Source organism: Alcaligenes faecalis (genome assembly GCF_009497775.1).
Taxonomy (GTDB): domain Bacteria; phylum Pseudomonadota; class Gammaproteobacteria; order Burkholderiales; family Burkholderiaceae_B; genus Alcaligenes; species Alcaligenes faecalis_D.
On the sequence record NZ_CP031012.1, the window covers coordinates 2,853,092 to 2,875,626 of the forward strand.

General features: G+C 57.2%; 19 protein-coding genes. 10 read left to right on the forward strand and 9 right to left on the reverse strand.

What is annotated here, in order from left to right:
- The first annotated feature begins 45 nt into the window (after positions 1–45).
- The 4 genes from DUD43_RS13300 to DUD43_RS13315 all read left to right on the forward strand — a co-directional run bounded on the left by DUD43_RS13300 (position 46) and on the right by DUD43_RS13315 (position 3,111).
- Complete coding sequence (locus tag DUD43_RS13300) at positions 46–687, forward strand: RnfABCDGE type electron transport complex subunit B (protein WP_153230658.1); 642 nt, start codon at positions 46–48, stop codon at positions 685–687.
- Positions 684–1,322 carry an endonuclease III gene (gene nth, locus DUD43_RS13305; protein ID WP_153230659.1) on the forward strand — a complete coding sequence of 213 codons (639 nt, stop codon included), beginning with the start codon at positions 684–686 and terminating at the stop codon, positions 1,320–1,322. The genes DUD43_RS13300 and nth overlap by 4 nt, the downstream gene beginning before the upstream one ends.
- A 244-nt stretch (positions 1,323–1,566) precedes the next feature.
- On the forward strand, positions 1,567–2,259 hold the full coding sequence (locus DUD43_RS13310; RefSeq protein ID WP_153230660.1) for an ATP-binding cassette domain-containing protein: 693 nt from the start codon (positions 1,567–1,569) through the stop codon (positions 2,257–2,259).
- A gap of 210 nt (positions 2,260–2,469) precedes the next feature.
- Positions 2,470–3,111: an OmpW/AlkL family protein gene (locus DUD43_RS13315; RefSeq protein ID WP_153230661.1), complete on the forward strand. Its 642-nt coding sequence runs from the start codon at positions 2,470–2,472 to the stop codon at positions 3,109–3,111.
- Here the strand turns inward: DUD43_RS13315 and DUD43_RS13320 are convergent.
- From DUD43_RS13320 to DUD43_RS13335, 4 genes are all read right to left on the reverse strand, one after another.
- On the reverse strand, positions 3,108–3,890 hold the full coding sequence (locus DUD43_RS13320) for an ABC transporter ATP-binding protein (RefSeq protein WP_026483121.1): 783 nt from the start codon (positions 3,888–3,890) through the stop codon (positions 3,108–3,110). The genes DUD43_RS13315 and DUD43_RS13320 overlap by 4 nt on opposite strands.
- Positions 3,887–5,719 (reverse strand): ABC transporter permease subunit, encoded by a 1,833-nt coding sequence (locus DUD43_RS13325; RefSeq protein WP_153230662.1) that lies wholly within the window; start codon positions 5,717–5,719, stop codon positions 3,887–3,889. The genes DUD43_RS13320 and DUD43_RS13325 overlap by 4 nt, the downstream gene beginning before the upstream one ends.
- A gap of 5 nt (positions 5,720–5,724) precedes the next feature.
- A complete protein-coding gene (locus DUD43_RS13330) occupies positions 5,725–6,762 on the reverse strand; it encodes a branched-chain amino acid ABC transporter permease (protein ID WP_153230663.1) in 1,038 nt (345 codons plus the stop codon).
- Between the two features lie 138 nt (positions 6,763–6,900).
- Positions 6,901–8,070: an ABC transporter substrate-binding protein gene (locus tag DUD43_RS13335; RefSeq protein ID WP_153230664.1), complete on the reverse strand. Its 1,170-nt coding sequence runs from the start codon at positions 8,068–8,070 to the stop codon at positions 6,901–6,903.
- Between the two features lie 340 nt (positions 8,071–8,410).
- Here DUD43_RS13335 and msrB point away from each other — a divergent pair, with 340 nt between their 5' ends.
- From msrB to DUD43_RS13355, 4 genes are read left to right on the forward strand one after another with little or no spacing between them, the layout of a single operon-like run.
- A complete protein-coding gene (gene msrB / locus DUD43_RS13340; RefSeq protein ID WP_045930240.1) occupies positions 8,411–8,806 on the forward strand; it encodes a peptide-methionine (R)-S-oxide reductase MsrB in 396 nt (131 codons plus the stop codon).
- Positions 8,803–9,369, forward strand: coding sequence for a septation protein A (locus tag DUD43_RS13345; RefSeq protein WP_153230665.1), 567 nt, complete (start codon positions 8,803–8,805; stop codon positions 9,367–9,369). Before msrB ends, DUD43_RS13345 begins: the two co-directional genes overlap by 4 nt.
- A 7-nt stretch (positions 9,370–9,376) precedes the next feature.
- Positions 9,377–9,640, forward strand: a complete 264-nt coding sequence (locus DUD43_RS13350; RefSeq protein WP_088450531.1) for a BolA family protein — start codon at positions 9,377–9,379, stop codon at positions 9,638–9,640.
- An 8-nt stretch (positions 9,641–9,648) separates the two neighbouring features.
- Entirely contained in the window at positions 9,649–10,425 is a 777-nt protein-coding gene (locus DUD43_RS13355) for a peptidylprolyl isomerase (RefSeq protein WP_153230666.1), read from the forward strand.
- A 313-nt stretch (positions 10,426–10,738) separates the two neighbouring features.
- On the opposite strand, the gene ligA is transcribed toward DUD43_RS13355, so the two are convergent.
- The 3 genes from ligA to smc are packed head-to-tail and all read right to left on the reverse strand — an operon-like array spanning position 10,739 to position 17,415.
- Positions 10,739–12,826, reverse strand: a complete 2,088-nt coding sequence (gene ligA, locus DUD43_RS13360) for an NAD-dependent DNA ligase LigA (RefSeq protein ID WP_153230667.1) — start codon at positions 12,824–12,826, stop codon at positions 10,739–10,741.
- On the reverse strand, positions 12,823–13,845 hold the full coding sequence (locus tag DUD43_RS13365; RefSeq protein WP_153230668.1) for a cell division protein ZipA C-terminal FtsZ-binding domain-containing protein: 1,023 nt from the start codon (positions 13,843–13,845) through the stop codon (positions 12,823–12,825). Before DUD43_RS13365 ends, ligA begins: the two co-directional genes overlap by 4 nt.
- A gap of 45 nt (positions 13,846–13,890) precedes the next feature.
- A complete protein-coding gene (gene smc / locus DUD43_RS13370; protein WP_153230669.1) occupies positions 13,891–17,415 on the reverse strand; it encodes a chromosome segregation protein SMC in 3,525 nt (1,174 codons plus the stop codon).
- A 500-nt stretch (positions 17,416–17,915) separates the two neighbouring features.
- Here smc and lplT point away from each other — a divergent pair, with 500 nt between their 5' ends.
- Complete coding sequence (gene lplT, locus DUD43_RS13375; protein ID WP_153230670.1) at positions 17,916–19,226, forward strand: lysophospholipid transporter LplT; 1,311 nt, start codon at positions 17,916–17,918, stop codon at positions 19,224–19,226.
- A 74-nt stretch (positions 19,227–19,300) separates the two neighbouring features.
- Here the strand turns inward: lplT and DUD43_RS13380 are convergent, their stop codons facing one another.
- Together DUD43_RS13380 and tsaB are read right to left on the reverse strand one after the other, a co-directional pair.
- Positions 19,301–20,221, reverse strand: a complete 921-nt coding sequence (locus DUD43_RS13380) for a uracil-DNA glycosylase (protein ID WP_153230671.1) — start codon at positions 20,219–20,221, stop codon at positions 19,301–19,303.
- Complete coding sequence (gene tsaB / locus DUD43_RS13385; RefSeq protein WP_153230672.1) at positions 20,218–21,450, reverse strand: tRNA (adenosine(37)-N6)-threonylcarbamoyltransferase complex dimerization subunit type 1 TsaB; 1,233 nt, start codon at positions 21,448–21,450, stop codon at positions 20,218–20,220. The genes DUD43_RS13380 and tsaB overlap by 4 nt, the downstream gene beginning before the upstream one ends.
- Before the next feature lie 277 nt (positions 21,451–21,727).
- On the opposite strand from tsaB, the gene ompR reads away from it, so the two are divergent.
- Positions 21,728–22,462: a two-component system response regulator OmpR gene (gene ompR / locus DUD43_RS13390; protein ID WP_003801024.1), complete on the forward strand. Its 735-nt coding sequence runs from the start codon at positions 21,728–21,730 to the stop codon at positions 22,460–22,462.
- The last annotated feature ends 73 nt before the right edge of the window (positions 22,463–22,535 follow it).

The window sequence follows — 22,535 nt, forward strand, 5'->3', positions numbered from 1 at the left end:
CTTACGCCGTTTCTGACGGGGCCAGATGGCCCCGTTTTTGCATTCATGTCCGACACCTTAATACGGCGCATTGACGCCCTGCTCCCTCAAACCCAGTGCACCCGCTGTGGTTACGACGCCTGTCTGCCCTATGCCCAAGCCATCGCGCTGGAGGGCGAGGCCATCAACCGCTGCCCGCCGGGCGGGCAGGAAGGCGTACAGGCCCTGGCCGAATTGCTGGGTCGTGACGCCCTGCCCCTGGACCCATCCTGTGGTGAATTCACTGGCCCCAGCCGGGCGGTGATTATTGAAGAACACTGTATTGGTTGCACCTTGTGCATTCAGGCCTGTCCGGTGGACGCCATTATTGGCGCCAACAAGCTGATGCATACCGTGCTGGCCGACCGCTGCACGGGCTGTGAGCTCTGTGTGCCGCCCTGTCCAGTGGATTGCATCAGCATGGTGCCTACCGACGAATGGAGCAGCGAACAGGCCATACAGGCACGCCTGGACACGGAACAGCGCCGCGACCGTCTGCTGGCCCGGCATAAGGAAAGCTCGGATCTGGCCGCCCGTACGCTGGCCAACAAACCCGTCCTGGCCAACAATGCCGATCAGGCTGATAAACGAGAGGCGTCGATTGCCTCTGCCCTGGCTCGCGCCCGTGCCCGGCGCGCCAGCAAGACTGCAAGCGGAACCACGCCATGAACGCTGCCAAGCGCCACGAGATTTTCAGCCGTTTTCAGGCGGCCAACCCCAAGCCCACCACCGAACTGGAATACGCCGACACCTTTCAATTGCTGATTGCCGTGATTCTGTCGGCCCAGGCCACAGACCGTTCCGTGAATCTGGCCACAGCCCGTTTCTTCCCGGAACATGGCACGCCGGAAGGGATTCTGGCCATGGGTGAAGAAGGTCTGCGAGAAGCCATCAAGACCATTGGTCTGTACAAGACCAAGGCTGCCAACGTCATCAAGACCTGTCAGATTCTGCTGGACCTGCATCAAGGCAAGGTTCCCTGTGACCGCGCTGCTCTGGAAGCGCTTCCAGGCGTAGGTCGCAAAACCGCCAACGTCGTCCTGAACACCGCTTTTGGCCTGCCCACCATTGCGGTGGACACGCATATTTTCCGTGTGGCGAACCGCACCGGCATTGCCCCCGGAAAGAACGTGGTCGAAGTGGAAAAGAAGCTGGAAAAAGTGATCCCCAAGCCCTTTTTGCTGGACGCCCACCACTGGCTGATTTTGCACGGTCGCTACATCTGTGTGGCCCGCAAGCCCAAGTGTCCCCAGTGCGGTATCTCGGATTTGTGCGACTTCAAACCGAAAACTGTTAACACTTAAGTAACACATACCCGGTTTAACAACATTTGTTTACTAAACAGTGCATTAAACCGGACCATCCTATGACAAACCCGCATAGTTTTGCTTCGTCGGCGCTTCCATACTGAAACGCATGAAGGACTCTGCCTATAGTTTGCTGGCGATGGAATCACCGCGGTAAGAGGCAAAGGACGCGTAACGGGTTCCTGCGCCGACCAGCCAACGTACAGGCCCATATTGACGACTCACGACAAGGAGCGTTCTCATGACACGGGCTGCCCTGGATATTGAGAATCTGTACGCCTGGCACCGAGAGTTTCCGCTCTTGCGCGGATTGAATTTGCAGGTCGCTTCCGGCGAAATCTGCACTGTCTTGAGCCGCAACCGGGCCGGCCGCAGCGCCATGCTACGCGCCATCGTGGGTTTGACGGATAGCCGCCGCGGCTCCATCCGTATTCAAGGCACCGAAGCCATACACCTGAACCAGCATCAGCTGGCGGATCTGGGTGTGGGCTACAGCCCTTACGAACAAAGCATCTTTACCGGCCTGAGCTGCGAGGAAAACCTCCTGCTGCCGCCCGCCATAGGCACGGCCCTGGGTGGCGGAATGTCGCTGGTACAAATCTACGAGCTCTTGCCCAGCCTGGAGCAGCGTCGCCACCATATGGCTACCCAGCTGTCTACCGGCGAACAAAAGATACTGGCGATTGCGCGCTTGCTGCGCACGGGTGTGAATCTGCTGCTTCTGGACAAGGTATCGGAGGGCTTGGCCCCGGTGCAGGCCCAGACACTAGGCAAATTGATCTGCACGCTGCGCAACGAGGGCTACACCATTGTGCTGGCCGAGCAATGCCCGCAGTTCTCGGCAGAGTTCAGCGATCAGTTTCATGTGCTGGAGCAGGGGCAAATTATCGAGCGATTCGGCCGTAGCGAATTAAGCCATACCACCCCGGAATAACCGGACAAACTCCAAGGCTTTCCATTTCCGGGCTGTTACCAGGTGATGCGAAAAACAGACATAGAGGCCAAATCGGCCTCACATGAATCCTGCTTACTTGATCTACAACAAGGTCAGGCGACCAACTACCTCTGAAGCTTGCTTTGGATCAAATCCGCGGGCCCAGCCCTCATGCACTCTGTAGGCTTTACACATACCTACGGAGCTCCTATGAAAACCCGCCACTTGTTTCCAGGTCTGCACCTGTCCTTGCTCGCCGTTGGACTGGCAGCTGTTTTGTACGCCCCTCAAGGCCAAACACACGAAGCGGGTGATTTCTTGCTCAAAGGTGGTGTGACTTGGGTGGCTCCCAAATCCAATAACGGTTCGGTTGCCAATGGCACCGTGGATCTGGACGTAGGCAATAATGCCCGCCCCAGCTTCTCGCTGACTTACATGGCTACCCGCAATATCGGTATTGAACTGCTGGGCGCTTTCCCCTTCCAGCACAATATCGACAGCAATCTGGGTCGTATCGGCAAGACCAAGCACTTGCCCCCAACCCTGAGCCTGCAATACCACTTCCTGCCTGACAGCGACTTCCAACCCTATGTGGGCGTGGGTGTGAACTACACCATGTTCTTTGACACCGAGTCGCGCGGTGCCCTGGCTGGCTCCGACCTGAAGCTGAAAAACAGCTGGGGTTTTGCAGCCCAGGTCGGCGTGGATTACAAGCTGGACAAGAACTGGTTCCTGAATGCCGATGTACGCTACATCAGCATCCGCCCAGACGTGAAGCTGGACGGTCAGTCCATTGGCAAAGCCAAGCTCGACCCCGTGGTTGCCACCATCGGGATCGGCTACCGCTTCTAAGCCGTCGCTTCTTCCTGCTCGCGTTTGCCCTGCCCCAAGCCCAGATAGCTTTCTATCACTCGGGGATTATGAGCCAGGTCAGACGCGGGCCCTTGCAGCACCACATCGCCCGTCTCCAGTACATAACCGTAGTCAGCCACTTGCAAAGCGGCACGAGCATTTTGCTCGACCAGCAAGATGGCCACGCCGGTACTGCGCAGTCGGGCGATGATCATGAAGATCTCCCGCACCACACGCGGCGCCAGGCCCAGGCTGGGTTCATCCAGCATCAGCACTTTGGGTTGCGCCATCAAGGCACGGCCTACGGCCAGCATCTGCCGCTCCCCACCTGACAAAGTTCCTGCCAGCTGAGTACGACGCTCTTTCAAGCGTGGGAACAGGGTATAGACCTTGTCCATGGTGTCGCGCCAGCCGGGGTGGCGGGCGCGATACAGGCGGAAACCGCCCAGCAGCAGATTGTCTTCCACTGTCATGCTGCCAAACAGCTCGCGGCGCTCTGGCACCAGGGAAATACCGGCTGCCACGCGACGCTCCACTTCCCAGTGGCTGATCTCCTGCCCTTCGTACTGCACCGAGCCGGTGCTGCGGCCCACGCTGGGCAAGGAGCCCATCATGGAGTTCAGCAAGGTGGATTTACCGGCACCGTTGGCACCAATCACGGTCACAATGCTGCCTGCTCGCACGTCCAGGCTGGCGCCCATCACGGCACTGACTTTGCCGTACTGAGCCGCCAGATTGTCTACCTTCAGGATAATGTCTTTCGATTGTGCCGAACTCATAGCGCTGCTCCTGCCGAGGCGGGCTCATTGACCTGATCCAGATCCAGGTCGTCATCAATACCACCCAGGTAGGCTTCCAGCACCGCTGGATTTTCCTGAATTTCCTTGGGCAAACCTTCGGCCAGCTTGGTGCCAAAATCCATGACAACCAGCTTGTCCGTCAAATTCATGACAAAGTCCATGTCATGCTCAACCAGCAGAATGCTCATGCCTTCGCTACGCAGTTGATCCAGCACTTTGGCCAGTTCCTGCTTTTCCTTGTAGCGCAAGCCAGCAGCCGGTTCGTCCAGCAGCAAAAGCAGCGGATCGGAGGCCAGAGCTCGGGCAATTTCCAGAATACGCTGCTGACCCAGGGCCAGATTGCCCGCTTCTTCGTACAGGTAGTCCCCCAGACCCACACGCTCCAGCTGAACAGCGGCTTCGTGCAGCAGCTCGGCTTCGCTACGGCGTTCGGTATGCAAGACAGCCGAGACCACACCCACCTTGCGGCGCAAGTGAGCGCCCAGTGCCACGTTTTCCAGCACGGTCATGGTTGGCAGCAACTGTACGTGCTGGAAGGTACGGCCCACGCCCAGACGAGAAATCTCGCGAGCAGGCTGACCATCAATACGCTTGCCCAGGAAGCTGACCTGACCGCTGGTTGCCGACAGTACGCCGGTAATCAGGTTGAAGGTTGTGCTCTTGCCTGCACCGTTAGGACCGATCAGGCCCATGATCTGACCCGCACTCAAGGTGAAGCTGATGTCATTCACAGCCACCAGGCCACCGAACTCCTTGCGGATCTTGTTCACTTCCAGAACCAGCGAACCGGCCTGAGGACGCTCACGCTGAGGCAAGGCCTCGGCTTGTGGAGGAGCCGCCTGATTACGCTTCTGTGCACCGAAAATCTGTTCCCAGCCCTTGTGCAGGATGGGCCACAAACCGTCGCGGGCGTACTGCAAAATCAGCACCATCAAGATACCGAAAACGATCAGCTCGAAGTTGATGTCGGTATTGAGCAGCTTGGGCAACCAGTTCTGCAACTGGTCTTTCAGGCTCAGCACCAGGGCCGAACCCAGAACAGCACCCCATACACTGCCTGCTCCGCCCAACACAGCCATGAACAGGTATTCAATACCGTAGTTCAAACCGAAGGGGCTGGGCGACACGGCGCGCTGGTAGTGCGCGTAAAGCCAACCGGACACACAAGCCAGCAAGGCGGCGTACACGAACACAATGACCTTGTAGTTGCCCATGTTCACGCCAAAGGACTCGGCCATACCACTGCCGTGTTTCAGAGCGCGAATGGCACGTCCTGGACGAGAGTTCAGCAGGTTGCGCGTACCCCACATGGCCAGCAAGGCAAAAGCCCAGATCAGGTAGTAAATATCCCGGCCGGAGGACAGGGAAATACCGAAGAACTCCAAAGGAGCAATACCGGAAATACCGTCATACTGACCCAGAAATTCCAGGTTGCCGAACAGGTAGTACAAGGCCAGACCCCACGCCAGGGTACACAGGGGCAGGAAGTGGCCGGACAAACGCAGTGTGATCGCACCCAGAATGTAGGCAACCATCATGGTCACTGCCATGCCGATCAGCAAGTTGAACCAGGGTGACCAGCCCAGACGAGCGGTCAGATAGGCCGTGGTGTAGGCGCCCAGGCCCACAAACGCAGCCTGACCAAACGAAGTCAGACCACCCACACCAGTCAGCAACACCAGACCCAGCACAACCAGGCTGGTCAAACCAATATAGTTAAGCTGGGTAATCCAGAATTCGGGCGTTGCGCCCAGCTGCGGCAAAACCAATAGAACCGCGATAAATAGTAGCGTCAGCCAGTGTCTCATGTGATTTACTCCTCATCATCCACGTGCTTGCTACCGAAGGAGCGCCACAACAACACCGGTATCACCATGGTAAATACAATAACTTCTTTGTAGGCACTGGCCCAGAAAGAGGAAAACGCTTCCAGAACCCCCAGGAACAAGGCACCCAGGAGGGTAACGGGGTAGCTGATCAGGCCGCCAAAAATGGCCGCCACAAAGCCCTTGAGACCGATCAAAAAGCCCGTGTCGTAATAGATGGTCGTCACAGGAGCGATCAGCATGCCGGACAAGGCACCAATGGCCGCAGCCAGGGTGAAGGTCAGCGAGCCGGACATATTGGTGCTGATACCCACCAGACGGGCACCACGACGGTTCACCGCCGTTGCACGCAGGGCGCGACCATACAGGGTCTTACCGAAAAAGCCCCACAAGGCCAGAATCAGGACCACGCAAGCGCCCATCACAAAGAAGGTTTGTGCGGACCAGCTCACGGCGCCCAGGGACACTTCACCTTCCATGAAAGGAGGCGTGCGCCAGCCTTCCGGACCAAAGAACACCAGACCCAGACCCGTCAGCGCAAAGTGCACGGCCACCGAGGTAATCAGCAACACCAGCACACTGGCTTCAGCGATAGGCTGATACACCAGGCGATAGACCATAGGGCCCAGAGGAATCACAACCGCCAGCGAGAACAGCACGGCTACCCACAATGGCAGCTGCGAGCTGACAATGGCGGGAGCGGCAAAGTACACCGCGACAGGGATCACGATATTGACCAGAAACTTGCGTGGCATGCCGGCCAGACTGCGGCTGCGCAAGGCGGAGAGCAACTCCAGCAAGAACACCAGAGCACCGGCGATCAATAGCAAAATAACGGTTCCCGGCATGCGGCCATTGACCACAAAGGCCAGGGTCAAGGCGCCAAAGGTGACAAACTCACCTTGCGGGATAAAGATAACGCGGGTAACCAGGAAAACAAGAACCAGGGCGAGCCCGAGCAAGGCATAGATGGCGCCATTCAATATGCCATCCTGCAACAAAATTAAAGCGATGGTGGTATCCATGTCGGACAACATCCTGTACAACAAAAAGGGCAAAGGGCTTACGGCAAACGCAGGCCTGTAGCGGGAACGGGTGCCAGGATCATCCAGCACCCGCCTTGGAAAAAACCGGCTATTGAGCCGGTTTTTGCCTGTCAGATATTACAGATCAGGCTGATACGTCCATTTACCGTCGACCACTTTCACAATCACGTGGGCACGTTTGTCCAGACCGGCGTGGTCCGTTGCGGACATGTTGAACACACCTTGGGAAGCTGCCAGTTCCTTGGTTTGTTCCAGAGCGTCACGCAGGGCTGCGCGGAACTCGGGGGTACCTGGCTTGGCACCGGACTTCAGGGCTTCCGGAATGGCTTCGGTCACGAGCAGACCGGCATCCCACATGTGGCCACCAAAGGTATTGATGGAGCCTTCACCGTACTTGGCTTCGTATTTTTCCTTGTACTCCATGGCGGTCTTTTTCACCGAGCTGCTGTCAGGCAGTTGTTCGGCAACCAGCAAAGGACCGGCTGGCAAGATCATGTCGTTACAGTCTTTGCCACACACACGCAGCACGTCGCTGTTGGCAGCACCGTGTGTTTGGTAAATGATGCCGGCGTAGCCACGGCCTTTCAGTTCACGCTGAGGCAAGGCAACAGGGGTACCGGAACCGGCGATCAGAACGGCATCAGGCTTGGTGCCCAGCAGCTTCAGAACCTGACCGGTCACACTGGTGTCGTTACGACCATAGCGCTCGGCGCCCAGCACCTTGATGCCTTTGGCTTGAGCAGCTTCGGTAATCACGTTCAGCCAGCCATCACCGTAGGCGTCGTTGTAGCCGATAAAGCCCAGGGTTTTGACGTTCTGCTTGACCATGGCATCAGCCAGGGCGCCAGCCATCAACTGGTCATTCTGAGGGGTCTTGAACACCCAGGTACGGGCGCCTTCCACAGGATCAACAATCTTGGCGTTGGCGGCCACACTGATCATCGGAGTCTTGGTTTCGCCAGCAACGTCCACCATGGCCAGGGAACCGGGGGTCACGGAAGTACCGATCACCACGTCCACTTTGTCATCGGTGATCAGCTTGCGCATATTGCGCACGGCCACCGTGGTATCGGTTGCATCGTCCAGAACGATGTACTCGATTTTCTGGCCAGCCACTTCGGTAGGCAGCAGGCTGACTGTATTGCGCTCAGGAATGCCCAGCGAGGCCGCCGGTCCTGTCGCTGCCACCGTCACACCCACCTTGATCTGCGCGGACACGGCCACGGGCAGGCTCAAAGCCAGGGCTGCAGCCAATGTCGTCAGGCGACCAGTAGTAATGCAGTTCATCCTTTTCTCCCAAATTTTGTTCATTGTTGTGGACCGATTTAACGGTCAAAAAATCGTAATACAGATAATCACCAGCACATACCAGAAACGTATCAAGTCACGCGGATTTCAGATATTGGTGTTTACCTTAAATATTAAAAGTTTAAATAGTGCACTAACTAAAGTGATAGCTCACTAATTAAGTGCCCGGTTCCGCGATTTTCTTCACCGGGGAGCCCACTTGGGAGTCAGGAAGATCTGCACTTTGGAACCCTCTGTTCCAAACGCACTCTAATTGTCGATTACTATGTAGGACTGCGCCTCCTGTAGGCATTGATCTGTTTTTCATAAGGCAGCACACGTGGAAAAAGTACGTAAAACCGAGGCTGAATGGCGCGCCCAGCTCAGCCCCGAAGAATTCTATGTCACCCGTCAAAAAGGGACGGAACGTGCCTTTACCGGGCGCTACTGGGACACCACCACGCCTGGCATTTACCGCTGCGTCGGTTGCGGCACGCCCCTGTTTGCCTCGGACACCAAGTTTGATGCCGGTTGCGGCTGGCCCAGCTACTTCACTCCCCTGAACCCGGATAATGTGCGCGAGGAACTGGATACCAGCCACGGCATGCGCCGTACCGAAGTGCTGTGCAATGTCTGCGATGCTCATTTGGGCCATGTCTTTGAAGACGGTCCCCCACCTACTGGGCTACGATATTGCATTAACTCCCTGTCCATGACTTTTGAACCCGAAGCATGAAGAAGCTCTTATTTGATCTATTCCCGCTCGTACTGTTCTTTCTGGCGTTTCGCTTCTCCGACATCTATGTCGCTACCGGCGTGGCCATGGCCGCCTCGGTTCTGCAGATACTCTGGCTGAAGTTCACCAGCAAGGCGATCGAGACCTCGCACTGGATCAATCTGGCCGTCATTGTGGTCTTTGGCGGTGCCACCCTGTTTTTCCACAACGATGTCTTCATCCGCTGGAAACCCACGGTGCTGTACTGGATCTTTGCGCTGGTGCTGCTGGGCGGACGCTACCTGATGCATCGCAACCTGATGCAAAAATTCATGGGCACCCACCTGGTGTTGCCCGGCCATGTCTGGGACAAATTAAACCTGGTCTGGGCCAGCTTTTTTGTTGCCATGGGCCTGGTCAATCTGTACGTTGCCTTCTCGGGCCACTTTACCGAGTCCCAATGGGTCAACTTCAAGGCCTTTGGCCTGCTGGGTTTGATGCTGGTGTTTGTCGTTGCCCAATCCTTGTGGCTGGGCCGCTACCTGCAAGACTCTTCCGACAACTCCACTCCCCCAAAATCTTGATTTCGCCATGACAGACGCACTTGCTTCCCTGATTCACGAACGGCTCCAGACACTGGAACCGTCGGAACTGGACATCATCAATGAATCCCACCTGCATGCGGGCCATGCCGGTGCACAAGGTGGTGCAAGCCACTTTCGGGTGATCATCGCCTCGAAACAATTTGATGGAATTTCAACGCTGGCACGACACAGACTTGTGTATGATCGCGTCCACGATCTAATGCCTTTCCCGATTCACGCATTGGCTATTCAAGCCAAAACCACCGCTTAAGGATGCCCATGAAACGTATTGCCGCATTTGCCCTGACCTGCGCTATGGCTGCTCCCGTCTATGCACAGACGATTGCCACCGTAAACGGCAAAAACCTCACGCAAAAAGACCTGGATCAGTTCGTCGCCGTTCTGGTCGAGCAAGGCGCCAAGGACTCGCCCGAGCTGCGTGAGCAAGTCAAACAAGAAATGGTCAACCGTCTGGCCGTGGTGCAAGCCGCTGAAAAAGCCGGTATCGACAAGAGCAACCAGGTTCAGCAAGAGCTGGAACTGGCCCGCCAGAGCATTCTGGTCCGTGCCCTGATGGCTGACTACCTGAAAAAGAACCCCGTCACCGACGCCGACCTGACCAAGGAATACAACACCATCAAGGCGATGGAAGAAGGTCAGCAGGAATACAAGGTGCGCCACATTCTGGTCAAGGACGAAGCCGCAGCCAAAGACCTGCTGGCCAAGATCAAGTCCAAGAAAATCAGCTTTGCTGATGCCGCCAAGAAAGACTCCATCGACACCGGTAGCGGCCAGCAAGGCGGCGATCTGGGCTGGGCGCCTAGCGCCACCTACGTACCCGAGTTCGCTCAGGCTGTAGAAAAGATGAAGAAAGGCGAGCTGAGCGCTGCACCTGTGCAGTCGCAGTTTGGCTGGCACATCATCCAGGTGGATGACTCCCGCCCTGTTACCTTCCCGGCCATGGCTGAAGTCAAGCCCCAGCTGGAAGAAATGATGCGTCAGCGCAAGCTGGCCGAGTACCAGCAAAAAATCCTGAAAGAAGCCAACATCAAGTAATGGCTTTAATGGCCGCTTTGTCTTCCCGATAAAGCGGCTGGCAGGAAAAACAAATATGGCGCCTCCAGGGCGCCATATTTGTTTGTAGGGAAGACCTCCTGCACTGGAGGTCGTTCATGCGGTGACTACCAGCGCAGATCACTACTGAATCACTACCAGGACGACTCAACGCGCATTAAAACAAAAGGCAGTGCGTGGTTAGCGCACTGCCTAAAAGTCGAAAAACAGCTACCAGGGCAAATATCCTGCTGGATCATGGACCTTGGCAATAAAGCCAAGCGTACCAGCTACCGGGATTTCTTCTCGCCCTGTGCTATTCACCCACCAATAAAGCCAGAAACTGGGCTTCGTCCAGAATAGTCACGCCTAACTCCTGCGCCTTGGTCAGCTTGGAACCAGCCTCTGCACCGGCCAGCACATAAGCAGTCTTTTTGGAGACCGAACCACTGGCCTTGCCTCCTGCTTCCAATACGCGGCGTGTAGCCTCGTCGCGGCTCATGCTGGGGAGCGTGCCTGTAATGACGACCGTTTTGCCCGCCAGCGGCAGATTAGCGCTATTGGCGCGGGCTTGTGCCTGCTGAGGTGTCACTCCCGCCGCCAGCAAAGCATCCAGGGCCTCACGATTATGTGGTTCCTGGAAGAAGTGCCGCACGGAAGCCGCTACCACTGGGCCTACTTCATTGACTTGCAGCAGCGCTTCTTCCTCGGCCTGCTCCAAGGCCTGCAAGGAGCCAAAATGCTGCGCCAGATCGCGCGCCGTGGTTTCACCCACATGACGGATACCCAGAGCGTAAATCAGGCGATTCAAGGCCGGCTCACGTACCTTGTCGATAGCCTCGATCAGGTTCTCGGCCGACTTGCGTCCCATGCGCTCCAGCAGCACCAGCTTTTCGACTTTCAGCTTGAAAATATCGGCCAGGGTATGGACCAGACCTGTTTCCACCAACTGGTCCACCAGCTTTTCACCCAGGCCTTCAATGTCCAGCGCTTTACGGCTGGCCGCATGAATCAGGGTTTGCTTGCGCTGGGCAGGACAAATCAGGCCGCCGGTACAACGCCAGGCGGACTCGCCATCCAGACGTTCCAAAGCAGAATGACAAGCCGGGCATTCCTTGACCATCTCGAAAGGCATGCTGCCCTCTGGGCGCTGTTCCAGCACCACGGCAACCACTTCAGGGATCACATCACCGGCACGGCGCACCACGACGGTATCGCCAGCACGCACATCTTTGCGACGCACTTCGTCTTCGTTATGCAGCGTGGCATTGGTAACCGTGACACCGCCCACAAAGACCGGCTTCAAACGCGCAACCGGCGTGACAACCCCCGTGCGGCCTACTTGAAACTCGATGCTTTCCACACGCGTCATTTCTTCTTGCGCGGGGAATTTATGAGCAACAGCAAAACGCGGCGCACGGGCCACATAGCCCAGAACACGCTGCGCGGCCAGGGAGTTGACCTTGTAGACCACACCGTCAATTTCAAAGGGCAAACCGGGGCGACGTTGCTGAGTTTCACCATAGAAATCCAGCAGGCCCTGCACACCCTTCACGACTTTACGGTCGTGACTTAAGGGCATGCCCAGGCTTTCCAGCCAATCCATCATGCCCGATTGGGTATCACGGGGCAGCGCATCGCCGGTGGGTTCTGCAAACAAGGCACTTTGTGGCTGATTCGCGGCAGGCATGGGGCTGACTTCACCCCAACCATAGGCAAAAAAGCGCAAAGGCCGTTTGGCAGTAATTTTCGGGTCCAACTGACGCAAGCTGCCTGCGGCCGCATTGCGCGGATTCACAAAGACTTTCTCGCCACGCTTGGTCTGGTTTTCGTTCAGGCGCTCAAAGTCCGCGCGGTTCATCAGGACCTCGCCCCGCACTTCCAGCACGGCGGGCAATTGCGCCGCATCACCGCGCAAGCGCAGAGGAATGGATTTGATGGTACGGATATTGCTGGTGACGTCCTCGCCCGTGGTGCCATCACCGCGCGTCGATGCCTGTACCAACAGGCCTTGCTCATAGCGCAGGCTGATCGCCAGGCCGTCAAATTTGTATTCAGCCAGATAATCGACCCGGCGATCCAAGCCCACTACCCCGGCTTCGACCAGAGTATCGGCCACACGCTTGTCAAAAGCCTGCACTTCCTCGTCATCAAAGGCATTGCCCAGGGACAGCATGGGAACCGCGTGCTGAACCGTGTCAAAGCCGTCCAGAGGCGCTGCACCCACGCGTTGCGTGGGTGAATCTGGGGTAATCCATTCCGGGTGCTCGGCTTCCAGCGCCAGCAGCTCGTTCATCAATGCGTCGTATTGCGCGTCCGAAATGCTGGGCGCATCCTGAACGTAATAGGCCCAGTTATGCTGGGCCAGTTCTTCATGTAACTGCTGTACTCGCTTCAAACTCACGAAAAAATCCTGCCTGTACGTTCCTGGCCTGCTGTAAAGCCAGCCTGCTCCAGGCGTTCGTACAGATTACTTAGTTGTTCATCAATGTTTTGATCGGTGCTCTCGGGCAAGGGGCGACCTTGATCATCCAGCACCACGCCATCCAGACGGCTGGCCAGATCACGGGCCACGGTTGCCATGCGGCTGAAGGCATGATCGTCCGCCGGGCTGTTGGGCAAATCCAGCAGCAGATCGATACGCTCAATGCTGGCCGACTGAATATCTTTAGGTTGTGCGCCATCGAACATGGCGGTGAAACGGGGCTGACCCGAATCTGCCAACCAGGCCAGTTGCTGGCCAAAGGGCAAAAAGCCGGCATCCTTGACCGTCTGAATCACGGAAGACGCAGGCATGGGGCCGGGCAAACGCACCGACACGCCCACCAGAGCATCCAGATCGGCGCAGGTGTTATCCAGGGCGGCCGCACGACGCAGCACGTCATCCTGTTCAGGACCTTCTACCGAACCATCAAACTGTTGTGCCAGCGCTTGCGCAGCCATCCAGACCTGCGACCACTCAATTGCCGACAAGGGGCCGCTGCGATTGGCCAGCAAAACGGCAATCTGCATGCTGGCGTAAGACTCGCCCGAACGCAGACGGGCGCGATGACCGCCCCCTTCACATTCAGCGAAATAACGCACAGGCTTGCCACCCGTACGGGAGACAGACTGCAAGGCCTGGGCCAGATCCTGAGCATCCACAGGCTGGCTGAAACTGATATCGATGACGGCCTCGGTGGTGCAATCGGCCTCGGCCGCATCGTGCTCACCATCAGCAGGCGCAGAATCACCGCCACGCGTCATGCTGGGCTCGCGGCGTTCCAGCTCGGTCAACTGGCTCATCAAGGGATCGGTGTCCCCATCCGGGAATTGGCTTTGCATCTGCTGGCGCACTCGGCGGTCTTGCCACCAGTTAAAGACCACCACGAGCAAGATGAGCAAAATGCCCAATAAAATCAGTGCGATTTGCAAATCACTCATTGTCAGTTCCGTCGAATCAACACTAGCGGATTAAAAAAAACAGGCTTACACACTGCTCATTTGCATGGCAGCGTCTACGTCCACTGCCACAATTCGGGACACACCTTGCTCTTGCATCGTGACCCCGATCAGTTGTTTGGCCATCTGCATGGCAATTTTATTGTGAGAAATAAATAAAAACTGGGTTTGGTCGCTCATGCTGGCCACCAGATTGGCATAGCGTTCGGTATTCGCATCATCCAGCGGCGCATCCACCTCGTCCAGCAAACAAAACGGGGCGGGATTCAGCTTGAAGAAGGCAAAAACCAGCGCTGTCGCGGTCAATGCCTTTTCACCACCAGAGAGCAAATGAATCGTGCTATTGCGCTTGCCCGGTGGTTGGGCCATGACCTGCACCCCGGCTTCCAGCACTTCATCGCCCACCATCGTCAGTTTAGCCTCTCCACCACCAAATAGCCTTGGGAAAAGCTCGCCAAAGTGCTGATTAACGATGTTGAATGTTTCCATGAGCAACTGGCGTGTCTCGCGGTCAATCTTGCGAATCGCATCTTCCAGGGTCTCGATGGCATCACTCAAATCTTTATGCTGGGCATCCAGATAGGTCTTGCGTTCCTGGGCGGTAGTCAGCTCTTCAAGGGCCGCCAGGTTCACCGGGCCCAGGCCTTCAATCTGGCGCGAGATACGCTGTACTTCAGACTGCAACCAGCCCACACGCTGCCATTCCGGTGTCTTTTCCTGTAACAAGCTCCACAGTTCGGAACGGTTTACCTTTCTACTATCCAGCTGTTCAGCAAACTGTTCGACCGCCAGACGCGACGCTTGTTCCTGCAACTGCAATTCGGTGACTTGCTCACGCAAAGGCCCCAGATTCTTTTCGTTCTCGGCACGGGCCTGCTCATGCTCACGCAATTGAGCAGCCAAGGTATCAAGCTGAATTTTTGCCAGACGAACGGCTTCTTCACGTTCGGCGCGCAATTCCAGCGCGTCCTGCAAACCGGCTTGCGCGGCAGAGGCATCCAGATCCAGCAGTTCACCTTGCAAACCCTCCAGCTGACCGGCCGTGCGTTGTGCCTGCTCCTGCGCCAGGGCCAGATTGCGCTCCAGCTCAGCCATGCGCTGCACCAAAGCACGCTCGGCAAACTGGGCATCATGCACGGCGCGTTCACGTTCGTGTACGGTACGGCGAGCCTGTTCCGCCAGTTCCGCGCCCTTCTCACCTTCCATCTGTGCTTCGGCAAACACGCCTTGATGCTCGGCCAGTTCTTCGTCCAGCGTTTCAAAACGGGCCTCGAACTCCTCGCGGTTCGCTTGCAGCTCTTCGCGCTGCACGGCCAGTTCTTCCAGCTCTTCATTGATGCGGCCACCGCGCTCTTGCGATTGTTGCGCCTGCTGGGCCAGCTTGGAGTGTTCCAGTTGCACATCGTGCATACGAGCCGTCAGCTCGCCCACACGGGTTCGGGCCGGGACCAGACCGTTACGCACTTGCTGCAAGGCCATTTCGGCCTGGGTGCTGGTATGACCCAGCTCATCCACAATCAGTTGAGCGCCACGCAGCTCTCGCTCCAGATGCGCAATTTCCTGCTGACGAGCCAGCATCCCGGCCTGTTCGGAGTCCGGTGCATAAAAGCGAATGCTGTGCTTATCCACCAAATGACCGTCACGCACCACGATGGCCATTTGATCTGTCAGTTGCTCGCGCAGGCTCAGGGCCTGCTTTAGATCCTGACAGACATAGACCTGATGCAACCAGTTATCCAGCAAACTGCGTAATCCACCTTCCTGCTGTCGCAATACCGAAGTCAGCAAGGGCAGGTCCAGGGCAGGCTTGGCCGGTGCCCCGGCTTCAGGCAGCTGATAAAAACTTAAACGGGCTGGTGGCGCATCACTGGCGAAAGCAGCGGCCATATCCAGGCGGCGCAGCTCCAAAGCCGTCATGCGCTCGCGCAGCACGGCTTCCAGTGCGGTTTCCCAGCCCTTCTCCACGTCCAGGCTTTGCCAAAGACGCTTCATGCTCTCCAGCCCGTGCTTGGCCAGCCAGGGTTCCAGGGTTCCCTTGCGGGCCACGTCTTCCTGCAGACGGCTCAAGGCCAGATGGCGCGCTTCCAGACGAGCCATATCCTGCCCGCCTTGCAAGGCTTGTTCCTGCGCCTTCTTGCGTTCTTCTTCCAGTCGGGGGAGCTGGGCTTCCAGATGCTGCATATGCTCCTGAGCTTGCTGCAACTGATTTTGCAGCATGTTCAGATCACCTTGCAGACGTTCCAGATTGTCCGGATCCGGGGCATTGAGTTCGCGCAGTTCCTGCTTCAAGCGCTCCTGACGCTGCTCCACGCCTTGAATCTGGCGATCCGCATCACGCTGCGATTGCGCAGCCAACGCCAGATTCTGCTCCAGACGAGCCAACGCCATGCGCATTTCGTCCCGACGCTGGGCCTGTTCGCGTACACGCAGTTCCAGATCGGGCAAGGCTCCTTGAGCCTCTTCCAGCAGAATCTGTAATTCTTCCAGCTTTACAGCAGCTTCTTCGCGTTGCTGCTCGCTGTTTTCCAGCTCCAGCTGACAATGTTCCTGTTGTTCTACCCAGTCGTGCTGCTGTTGTTCCAGTTGCTCTCGGCGCTGCGCCATACGGCTGCGTGAATCCAGCACGTGGCGGATTTCTGCTTCCAGGCTGGACACTTGAGAGCCTGCTTCATACAGCTGGCTTTGCGCCAGATGCAAGGCATCGCCAGCCTGCAAATGAGCTTGTCGCTGGGATTCCAGCGTGGATTCGGTATGCCGCAAACCGGCAATGGATTCTTCCAGCTTGGTCTGAGCCTGCTCAATCGCCAGAAAACGGGCTTTTTGATCGCCCTGCGCATTGGACTCTTTCAGCAGCCACAGCAGGTTTTGCTTGAGCTCACCATCTTGCTGCAAGTCACGATACTGGCGCGCCACTTCGGCTTGCGCCTGCAATTTCTCCAGCTGCGCATCCAGTTCTCTCTGGATATCTTCCACACGCAGCAGGTTTTCACGGGTATCACGCAAGCGGCTTTCTGTTTCGCGACGGCGCTCCTTGTAGCGCGACACGCCCGCGGCTTCTTCCAGAAACACGCGTAATTCTTCCGGCTTGGCTTCAATCAGACGGTTGATCATGCCCTGCCCGATAATGGCGTAACCACGCGCCCCCAGGCCCGTACCCAGGAAAATGTCGTGAATGTCACGCCGGCGAACAGCCTGATTGTTCAGAAAATAGCTGCTGGTTCCGTCCCGGCTCAGCACACGTCGTACCGAGATCTCGGCATAGGTACTCCACTGACCGGAGGCCCGCCCCTCAGAATTATCGAAAACCAGCTCAACCGATGCGCGACCCGCCGGTTTGCGTTGCGAGGAGCCGTTGAAAATCACGTCCTGCATGGACTCGCCACGCAGCTCGGAGGCTTTGCTCTCGCCCAGCACCCAGCGCACCGCATCGATGATGTTGGATTTTCCACAGCCGTTGGGCCCGACAACGCCAACCAACTGACTGGGAGTTGGAATGGAGGTCGGGTCCACAAAGGATTTGAAACCAGCTAGTTTGATCTGGGTTAGACGCACAGGGTAGAAGTCAGCTCAGAAAAGACCAATTTGAACAGGCGCACAGGCGCATCTTGATCTGCCTGGCACCGCGAGTCGTATGATACCGCAGCACCTGCCACCCACAGCAAAACACGCCAAAAAACAAATGAAAACCACGGCTCGGCTGCTGGGATGATAAGGCAGTAAACTCCCCCCTGCCGTCAAGCCCTGTTTACCCTGCTAGGCAAGCAGGACAATAGTGTCAGACGGGGCATTTACAATAGCGCTTTGCCAGCGCCCGCCCGGCCAGAAAATCCAAGCAGACAGACAGCCGCAATGAATTTCTGATACCACTGCCCCCGCAGTCCCTGTTATTCTTGCTCCCCATCTCTCTTCGTAAATTTCGCACCGGCTCAGGCTTGGTCAGAAAAACCGTGATGAGCCGCCTTGAAAAAGCGCCACGGGCCTGACACCTGGCTTTGATTCGTGCTCCGCAGTCCTGCGACTGCGCCTGTGGGCACACGCATTCGGGATGTATTTTGAATAAAGGATTTTATCTGGTCATGGCCGCGCAGGCATTGTCGTCAGTTGCCGACAATGCCTTGCTGATTGCCGCCATCGCCCTGATCGCTGACCTGCACGGACCTATCTGGATGGTCCCCATGATGAAATGGTGGTTTGCGCTGTCCTACGTGCTATTGGCCGCCTTTGTAGGCGCCTTTGCCGACTCGTATCCCAAGGGCCGGGTGATGTTCGCCACCAATGCCATCAAGCTGATGGGCTGTATGTTGATGTTCTGCCACCAGTACTTTGGCATGAACGACTCCCAGCAACTGGTTCTGGTCTTTGTCTCCTACACCCTGGTTGGTATCGGCGCTGCCGCCTACTCCCCCGCCAAATACGGCATCGTCACCGAAATGCTCAAGCCCGAACAGCTGGTCAAGGGCAATAGCTGGATTGAAGGGCTGACCGTCCTGTCCATCATCGGTGGCACGGTGCTGGGCGGTATCCTGATCAACCCGTCGATCGCCAGCTCGTTGGCCGACCACCCCCTGATTGCACCCTTGGCCCAGACGCGTGCCGAAGTCGCTATCTTGCTGATTTCCTTTATCTATCTGTCGGCAGCGCTGTGCAATCTGCTGATCCCCCGCACCAATATCGACTACCCGCCCCAGCAAAAGAACCCCGTCTTGCTGCTCAAGGAATTCCGTACCTACGTACACATTCTGTGGCGTGACAAGCTGGGCCAGATCTCGCTGGCCGTGACCACCCTGTTCTGGGGTGCCGGTGCGACGCTGCAATTCATTGTGATCGAATGGGGTGCTCAGCATCTGGGCTACCGTCTGGACCAGGCCTCGGTGCTGATGGGTGTGGCCGCATTGGGCACGGTCTTTGGTGCCGTCTTTGCCGCCCGCGTTCCCTTGAAGAAATCTCTGGCCGTTCTGCCTGTCGGCGTGGCAATGGGCTTTGTGGTCCTGCTCATGCCATTGGTACACGAAAAATGGGCGGTCTACACCCTGCTGATGGGTATTGGTGGCTTGTCCGGCTTTTTCGTCGTCCCCATGAATGCCCTGCTGCAACATCGTGGCCATGTCATGCTGTCGGCTGGTCACTCCATTGCCGTCCAGAACTTCAATGAACAACTGAACATCCTGTTCATGCTGGCGCTGTACAGCCTGCTGCTATGGCTGCGTTTGCCCATCAACTACATCATTGTGTTCTTTGGCCTGATGGTGGCGTCCTTGATGACGGTATTCATCATCTGGAAAAACGCCAATCTGCGCGCGCATCCCGAGCTGGAAGCCTGCATTGGCCAGGAAGGTCATGGACAGGCCTTGACGGCCAAATAAAAAAAGCCCCTTCGGGGGCTTTTTTTTTATCTTGAGACAAGCCGTCGGCCAGGAAACCATCACGGCATCAAGGCTCAGGACTGGCTCTGCAACTCGCGCAACAAGGACAAGTCTCGCCAGGCATTGGCTTTGTGCTGCGGACGCAGCAACAGCGAGGCGGGATGATAAGTCACCACCAAAGGCAGGCTGCGGCCCTGGGCATCGGTATAGGTCAGAGCCTGCCCCCGCAAAGCCTCCAGATCCTCATCACGACCACTTAGTGCCACCGCCGCCAAATGGCCGACGGCCAGCAAGCGACGTGGCTGCACCAGGCGAATCTGCGCATCCAGAAAGGCCCGACACGCAGCCAGCTCTTCCTGGGTAGGTGGGCGATTACCCAAGGGGCGGCATTTCACCAGATGCGTTTTATAAACCGAGGCACCAGGAATCGCGCTATTGAGCATGGCTTGCAAGAGCAAGCCGGCTTTACCATCAAAAGGCTGGGCGCTGCGATCATCGCTGGTGCCCGGCGCTTCACCAATAATCATCCAGTCCGGTTCAGACAAAAGCTCCGAACCAAATACCACTTGAGCGCGGCCCGTATGCAGACCGCATTCCTGACAAGCCTGTACCTGCTCCAGCAGGCTGGCCATATCCTGAGCTTTTTCGGGCTGAATCAGCACCGCAGGCCGCTGCACCACTTCCTCTACAGGAGCCGCCGCCACGGGTCTGGCACCGGATTTGCGCAAGACCGCCAGCGCCTGATCCCGGGCCGACATGGCATCAGTAGCCGCAGCGGGCGCTGCAACGGGGGGAGGACTGCCCGCATCATCCAGATGCCGCTCTGCAAACTGAGCCATCTGCGGGACTGCTTCCGCATCTTGTGCAGGAGCGGAAACGGGTGCAGATTGCACAACAGGCTGCGCCTGCGGCAGACGCGCCAGAAAGGCACGCTCCAACCCCAGCTCCAAAAGCCAGGTGCGCTGCAGAGGGGAGATAGGCTGAAAGTCGATCATGCCCCTGCCTTGCTGGCCAGGTTCAGACTCATCAAGACCGCGTCTTCACGCAGTCCATCGCCAAGCGGGTAGTAGTTTTTACGCAGGCCATCGGCCTTGAAACCGTACTTCTGATACAGGCCTATAGCTGGCGCATTCGAGGCCCGAACTTCCAGAACCACGCGCTCCAGCTGATGCTGACGAGCCCACTCCAGGCCATCATCCAGCAATTGCCGGGCCAGACCGCGCCGCTGCTGTTCGGGGGCCACCCCAATCAGCAAGAGTTCGATCATATCGGGCGCTTGCAGCCAAATGGCATAGCCTTGCACCTGACCTTGCTTGTGAATGATTCGCGAGCAATACGCACTATTGCCCAAGGCATCCGTGAAGTTGCCCGCTGTCCAGGGGTGGCTTTCCACACGACGTTCGATATCCAGCACGGCGGACACGTGCCCGGCCTGCATGGCTTCAATTTGCAGAGGTTGATCCAGCGCCGCCGGGTTTCCACCCAGGCCCTGTTCACGCTCCTGAATGGTGTAGGCGACTTTCTCGCGCACATACAGCGGCATGGCCAGATCCGGGGAGATACCACGCCCTTCGTCCAGATCATGCAAAGCCAAATGCGCAACGCTGGCGCCCGTTGCACGCCATGTCTGGCCCACTTCCCAGCCCTGCGCCAACACGGCAGGGGCCAGATCAGGAAACTGCTCCAAGGCGTCACCGACGACCTGAATAGGCTGCTGCTCTGCAATCAAACCTTCAGCCTGCAAACGGGCAATCCAGGTAGTAACCTGTGCAGCATCCAGCAAGACCGGGCTTTGCAACACGGACCAGGACTTCTCGGCTGTCCAGCTGTACACAGCAGCATAAACCTCTTGCATACGCGCATCCTGCGCCACCACATAGGCGGTGCCTTCTACGGGCGTGCCGCAAGCGGCAGCCGCCAACAGGGACGAGACCGGCAGCACCGGCAAGTCCAGGGCAAAAGCCATGCCTTGCGCCACGCCACAGGCCACGCGCAGTCCGGTAAAACCACCTGGGCCTTGGCCGAACGCAATCGCGGTCAGGGCGTGTCTATCCAGACCGGCCTGCTCCAGCAGTTGCTCGGCCATGGGCAAAAGACGTTCGGCATGATCGCCGCTCCCCTCGTGGCTCAGCTCCACAAGCGAAATACCCGCTTGGGTGCGAGACAACAAGGTCAGTTCACAGAGATTGGAGGAAGTCTCCAGGGCAAGAATATGTGCATCCATCGCGCTATTTTAGTTTAAGCAGACTCAAAATAGGCAGCTCCCCGGGATTGGACAAGGACAAAGCTGTCCACAACGGAATTTCGAGTGCATTTCCCCTCTGGCCACTGTTTTTTTGACCTGACTCAAACCGATCAGCCAGACTATTTGCCACCATATGATCTTCTGTAAAGCCCGTCCAAATCCGCTGCAAGGCGCATAAATAGTACAAAACACTTAATGTGTAATATTTTTCTACACCCCCCTATACGCGCTTTCTGATGCCTGTTACATTTTCGCTATGAATACGCCGACCCCCCCCCTCACCCGCAAAATCCTTGTCGTTGACGACGATCCCCGGCTGCGCGATTTATTGCGCCGCTACCTGTCTGAACAAGGGTTCAACGTTTTCGTCGCCGAAGACGGTAAAGAAATGGCCAAACTCTGGCAACGCGAGCATTTCGATCTGCTGGTACTGGATCTGATGCTGCCAGGCGAGGATGGCCTGTCCATCTGTCGTCGGCTGCGCGGCGGACACGACAACACCCCCATCATCATGCTCACTGCCAAGGCCGAAGAAATCGACCGTATCGTGGGCCTGGAGATGGGTGCCGATGACTACCTCATCAAACCTTTCAACCCCCGCGAACTGCTCGCCCGTGTCAACGCTATCTTGCGACGCCGTGGTACCGAGGAACACCCCGGCGCACCTAGTCAGGAAAATGAATCGATCGAGTTCGGCCCCTATGTGCTGAACCTGTCCACACGAACACTGACACGCAATAACGAAGTCGTCCCCATCACAACGGGCGAGTTCTCCGTGCTGAAGGTGTTTGCCCGTCATCCCAAGATCCCCTTGTCGCGCGACAAACTGATGGAACTGGCGCGTGGCCGCGAATACGAAGCGTTTGACCGCAGCCTGGACGTACAGATTTCGCGTTTGCGCAAGCTGATCGAACCCAATGCCTCCAAGCCCGTGTTCATTCAAACAGTCTGGGGTCTGGGCTACGTTTTTGTTCCAGACGGCGGTAACTGACCTTGTCTTCCGGTCAGCAAGACGGGCGGCCCGCCGCGGCCGCCCAACGCCGAGCAACAAAAAACTCGAGTAT

Bases quoted from the DNA above. Each gene is read 5' to 3' on its own strand.
- DUD43_RS13350 (WP_088450531.1), top strand. From the start codon at position 9,377: ATGACAGACGCACTTGCTTCCCTGATTCACGAACGGCTCCAGACACTG.
- DUD43_RS13320 (WP_026483121.1), bottom strand. From the start codon at position 3,890: ATGAGTTCGGCACAATCGAAAGACATTATCCTGAAGGTAGACAATCTG.
- nth (WP_153230659.1), top strand. From the start codon at position 684: ATGAACGCTGCCAAGCGCCACGAGATTTTCAGCCGTTTTCAGGCGGCC.
- DUD43_RS13380 (WP_153230671.1), bottom strand. From the start codon at position 20,221: ATGATCGACTTTCAGCCTATCTCCCCTCTGCAGCGCACCTGGCTTTTG.
- DUD43_RS13345 (WP_153230665.1), top strand. From the start codon at position 8,803: ATGAAGAAGCTCTTATTTGATCTATTCCCGCTCGTACTGTTCTTTCTG.
- ompR (WP_003801024.1), top strand. From the start codon at position 21,728: ATGAATACGCCGACCCCCCCCCTCACCCGCAAAATCCTTGTCGTTGAC.
- DUD43_RS13330 (WP_153230663.1), bottom strand. From the start codon at position 6,762: ATGGATACCACCATCGCTTTAATTTTGTTGCAGGATGGCATATTGAAT.
- tsaB (WP_153230672.1), bottom strand. From the start codon at position 21,450: ATGGATGCACATATTCTTGCCCTGGAGACTTCCTCCAATCTCTGTGAA.
- DUD43_RS13335 (WP_153230664.1), bottom strand. From the start codon at position 8,070: ATGAACTGCATTACTACTGGTCGCCTGACGACATTGGCTGCAGCCCTG.
- DUD43_RS13300 (WP_153230658.1), top strand. From the start codon at position 46: ATGTCCGACACCTTAATACGGCGCATTGACGCCCTGCTCCCTCAAACC.
- DUD43_RS13355 (WP_153230666.1), top strand. From the start codon at position 9,649: ATGAAACGTATTGCCGCATTTGCCCTGACCTGCGCTATGGCTGCTCCC.
- DUD43_RS13325 (WP_153230662.1), bottom strand. From the start codon at position 5,719: ATGAGACACTGGCTGACGCTACTATTTATCGCGGTTCTATTGGTTTTG.
- DUD43_RS13365 (WP_153230668.1), bottom strand. From the start codon at position 13,845: ATGAGTGATTTGCAAATCGCACTGATTTTATTGGGCATTTTGCTCATC.
- DUD43_RS13310 (WP_153230660.1), top strand. From the start codon at position 1,567: ATGACACGGGCTGCCCTGGATATTGAGAATCTGTACGCCTGGCACCGA.
- DUD43_RS13315 (WP_153230661.1), top strand. From the start codon at position 2,470: ATGAAAACCCGCCACTTGTTTCCAGGTCTGCACCTGTCCTTGCTCGCC.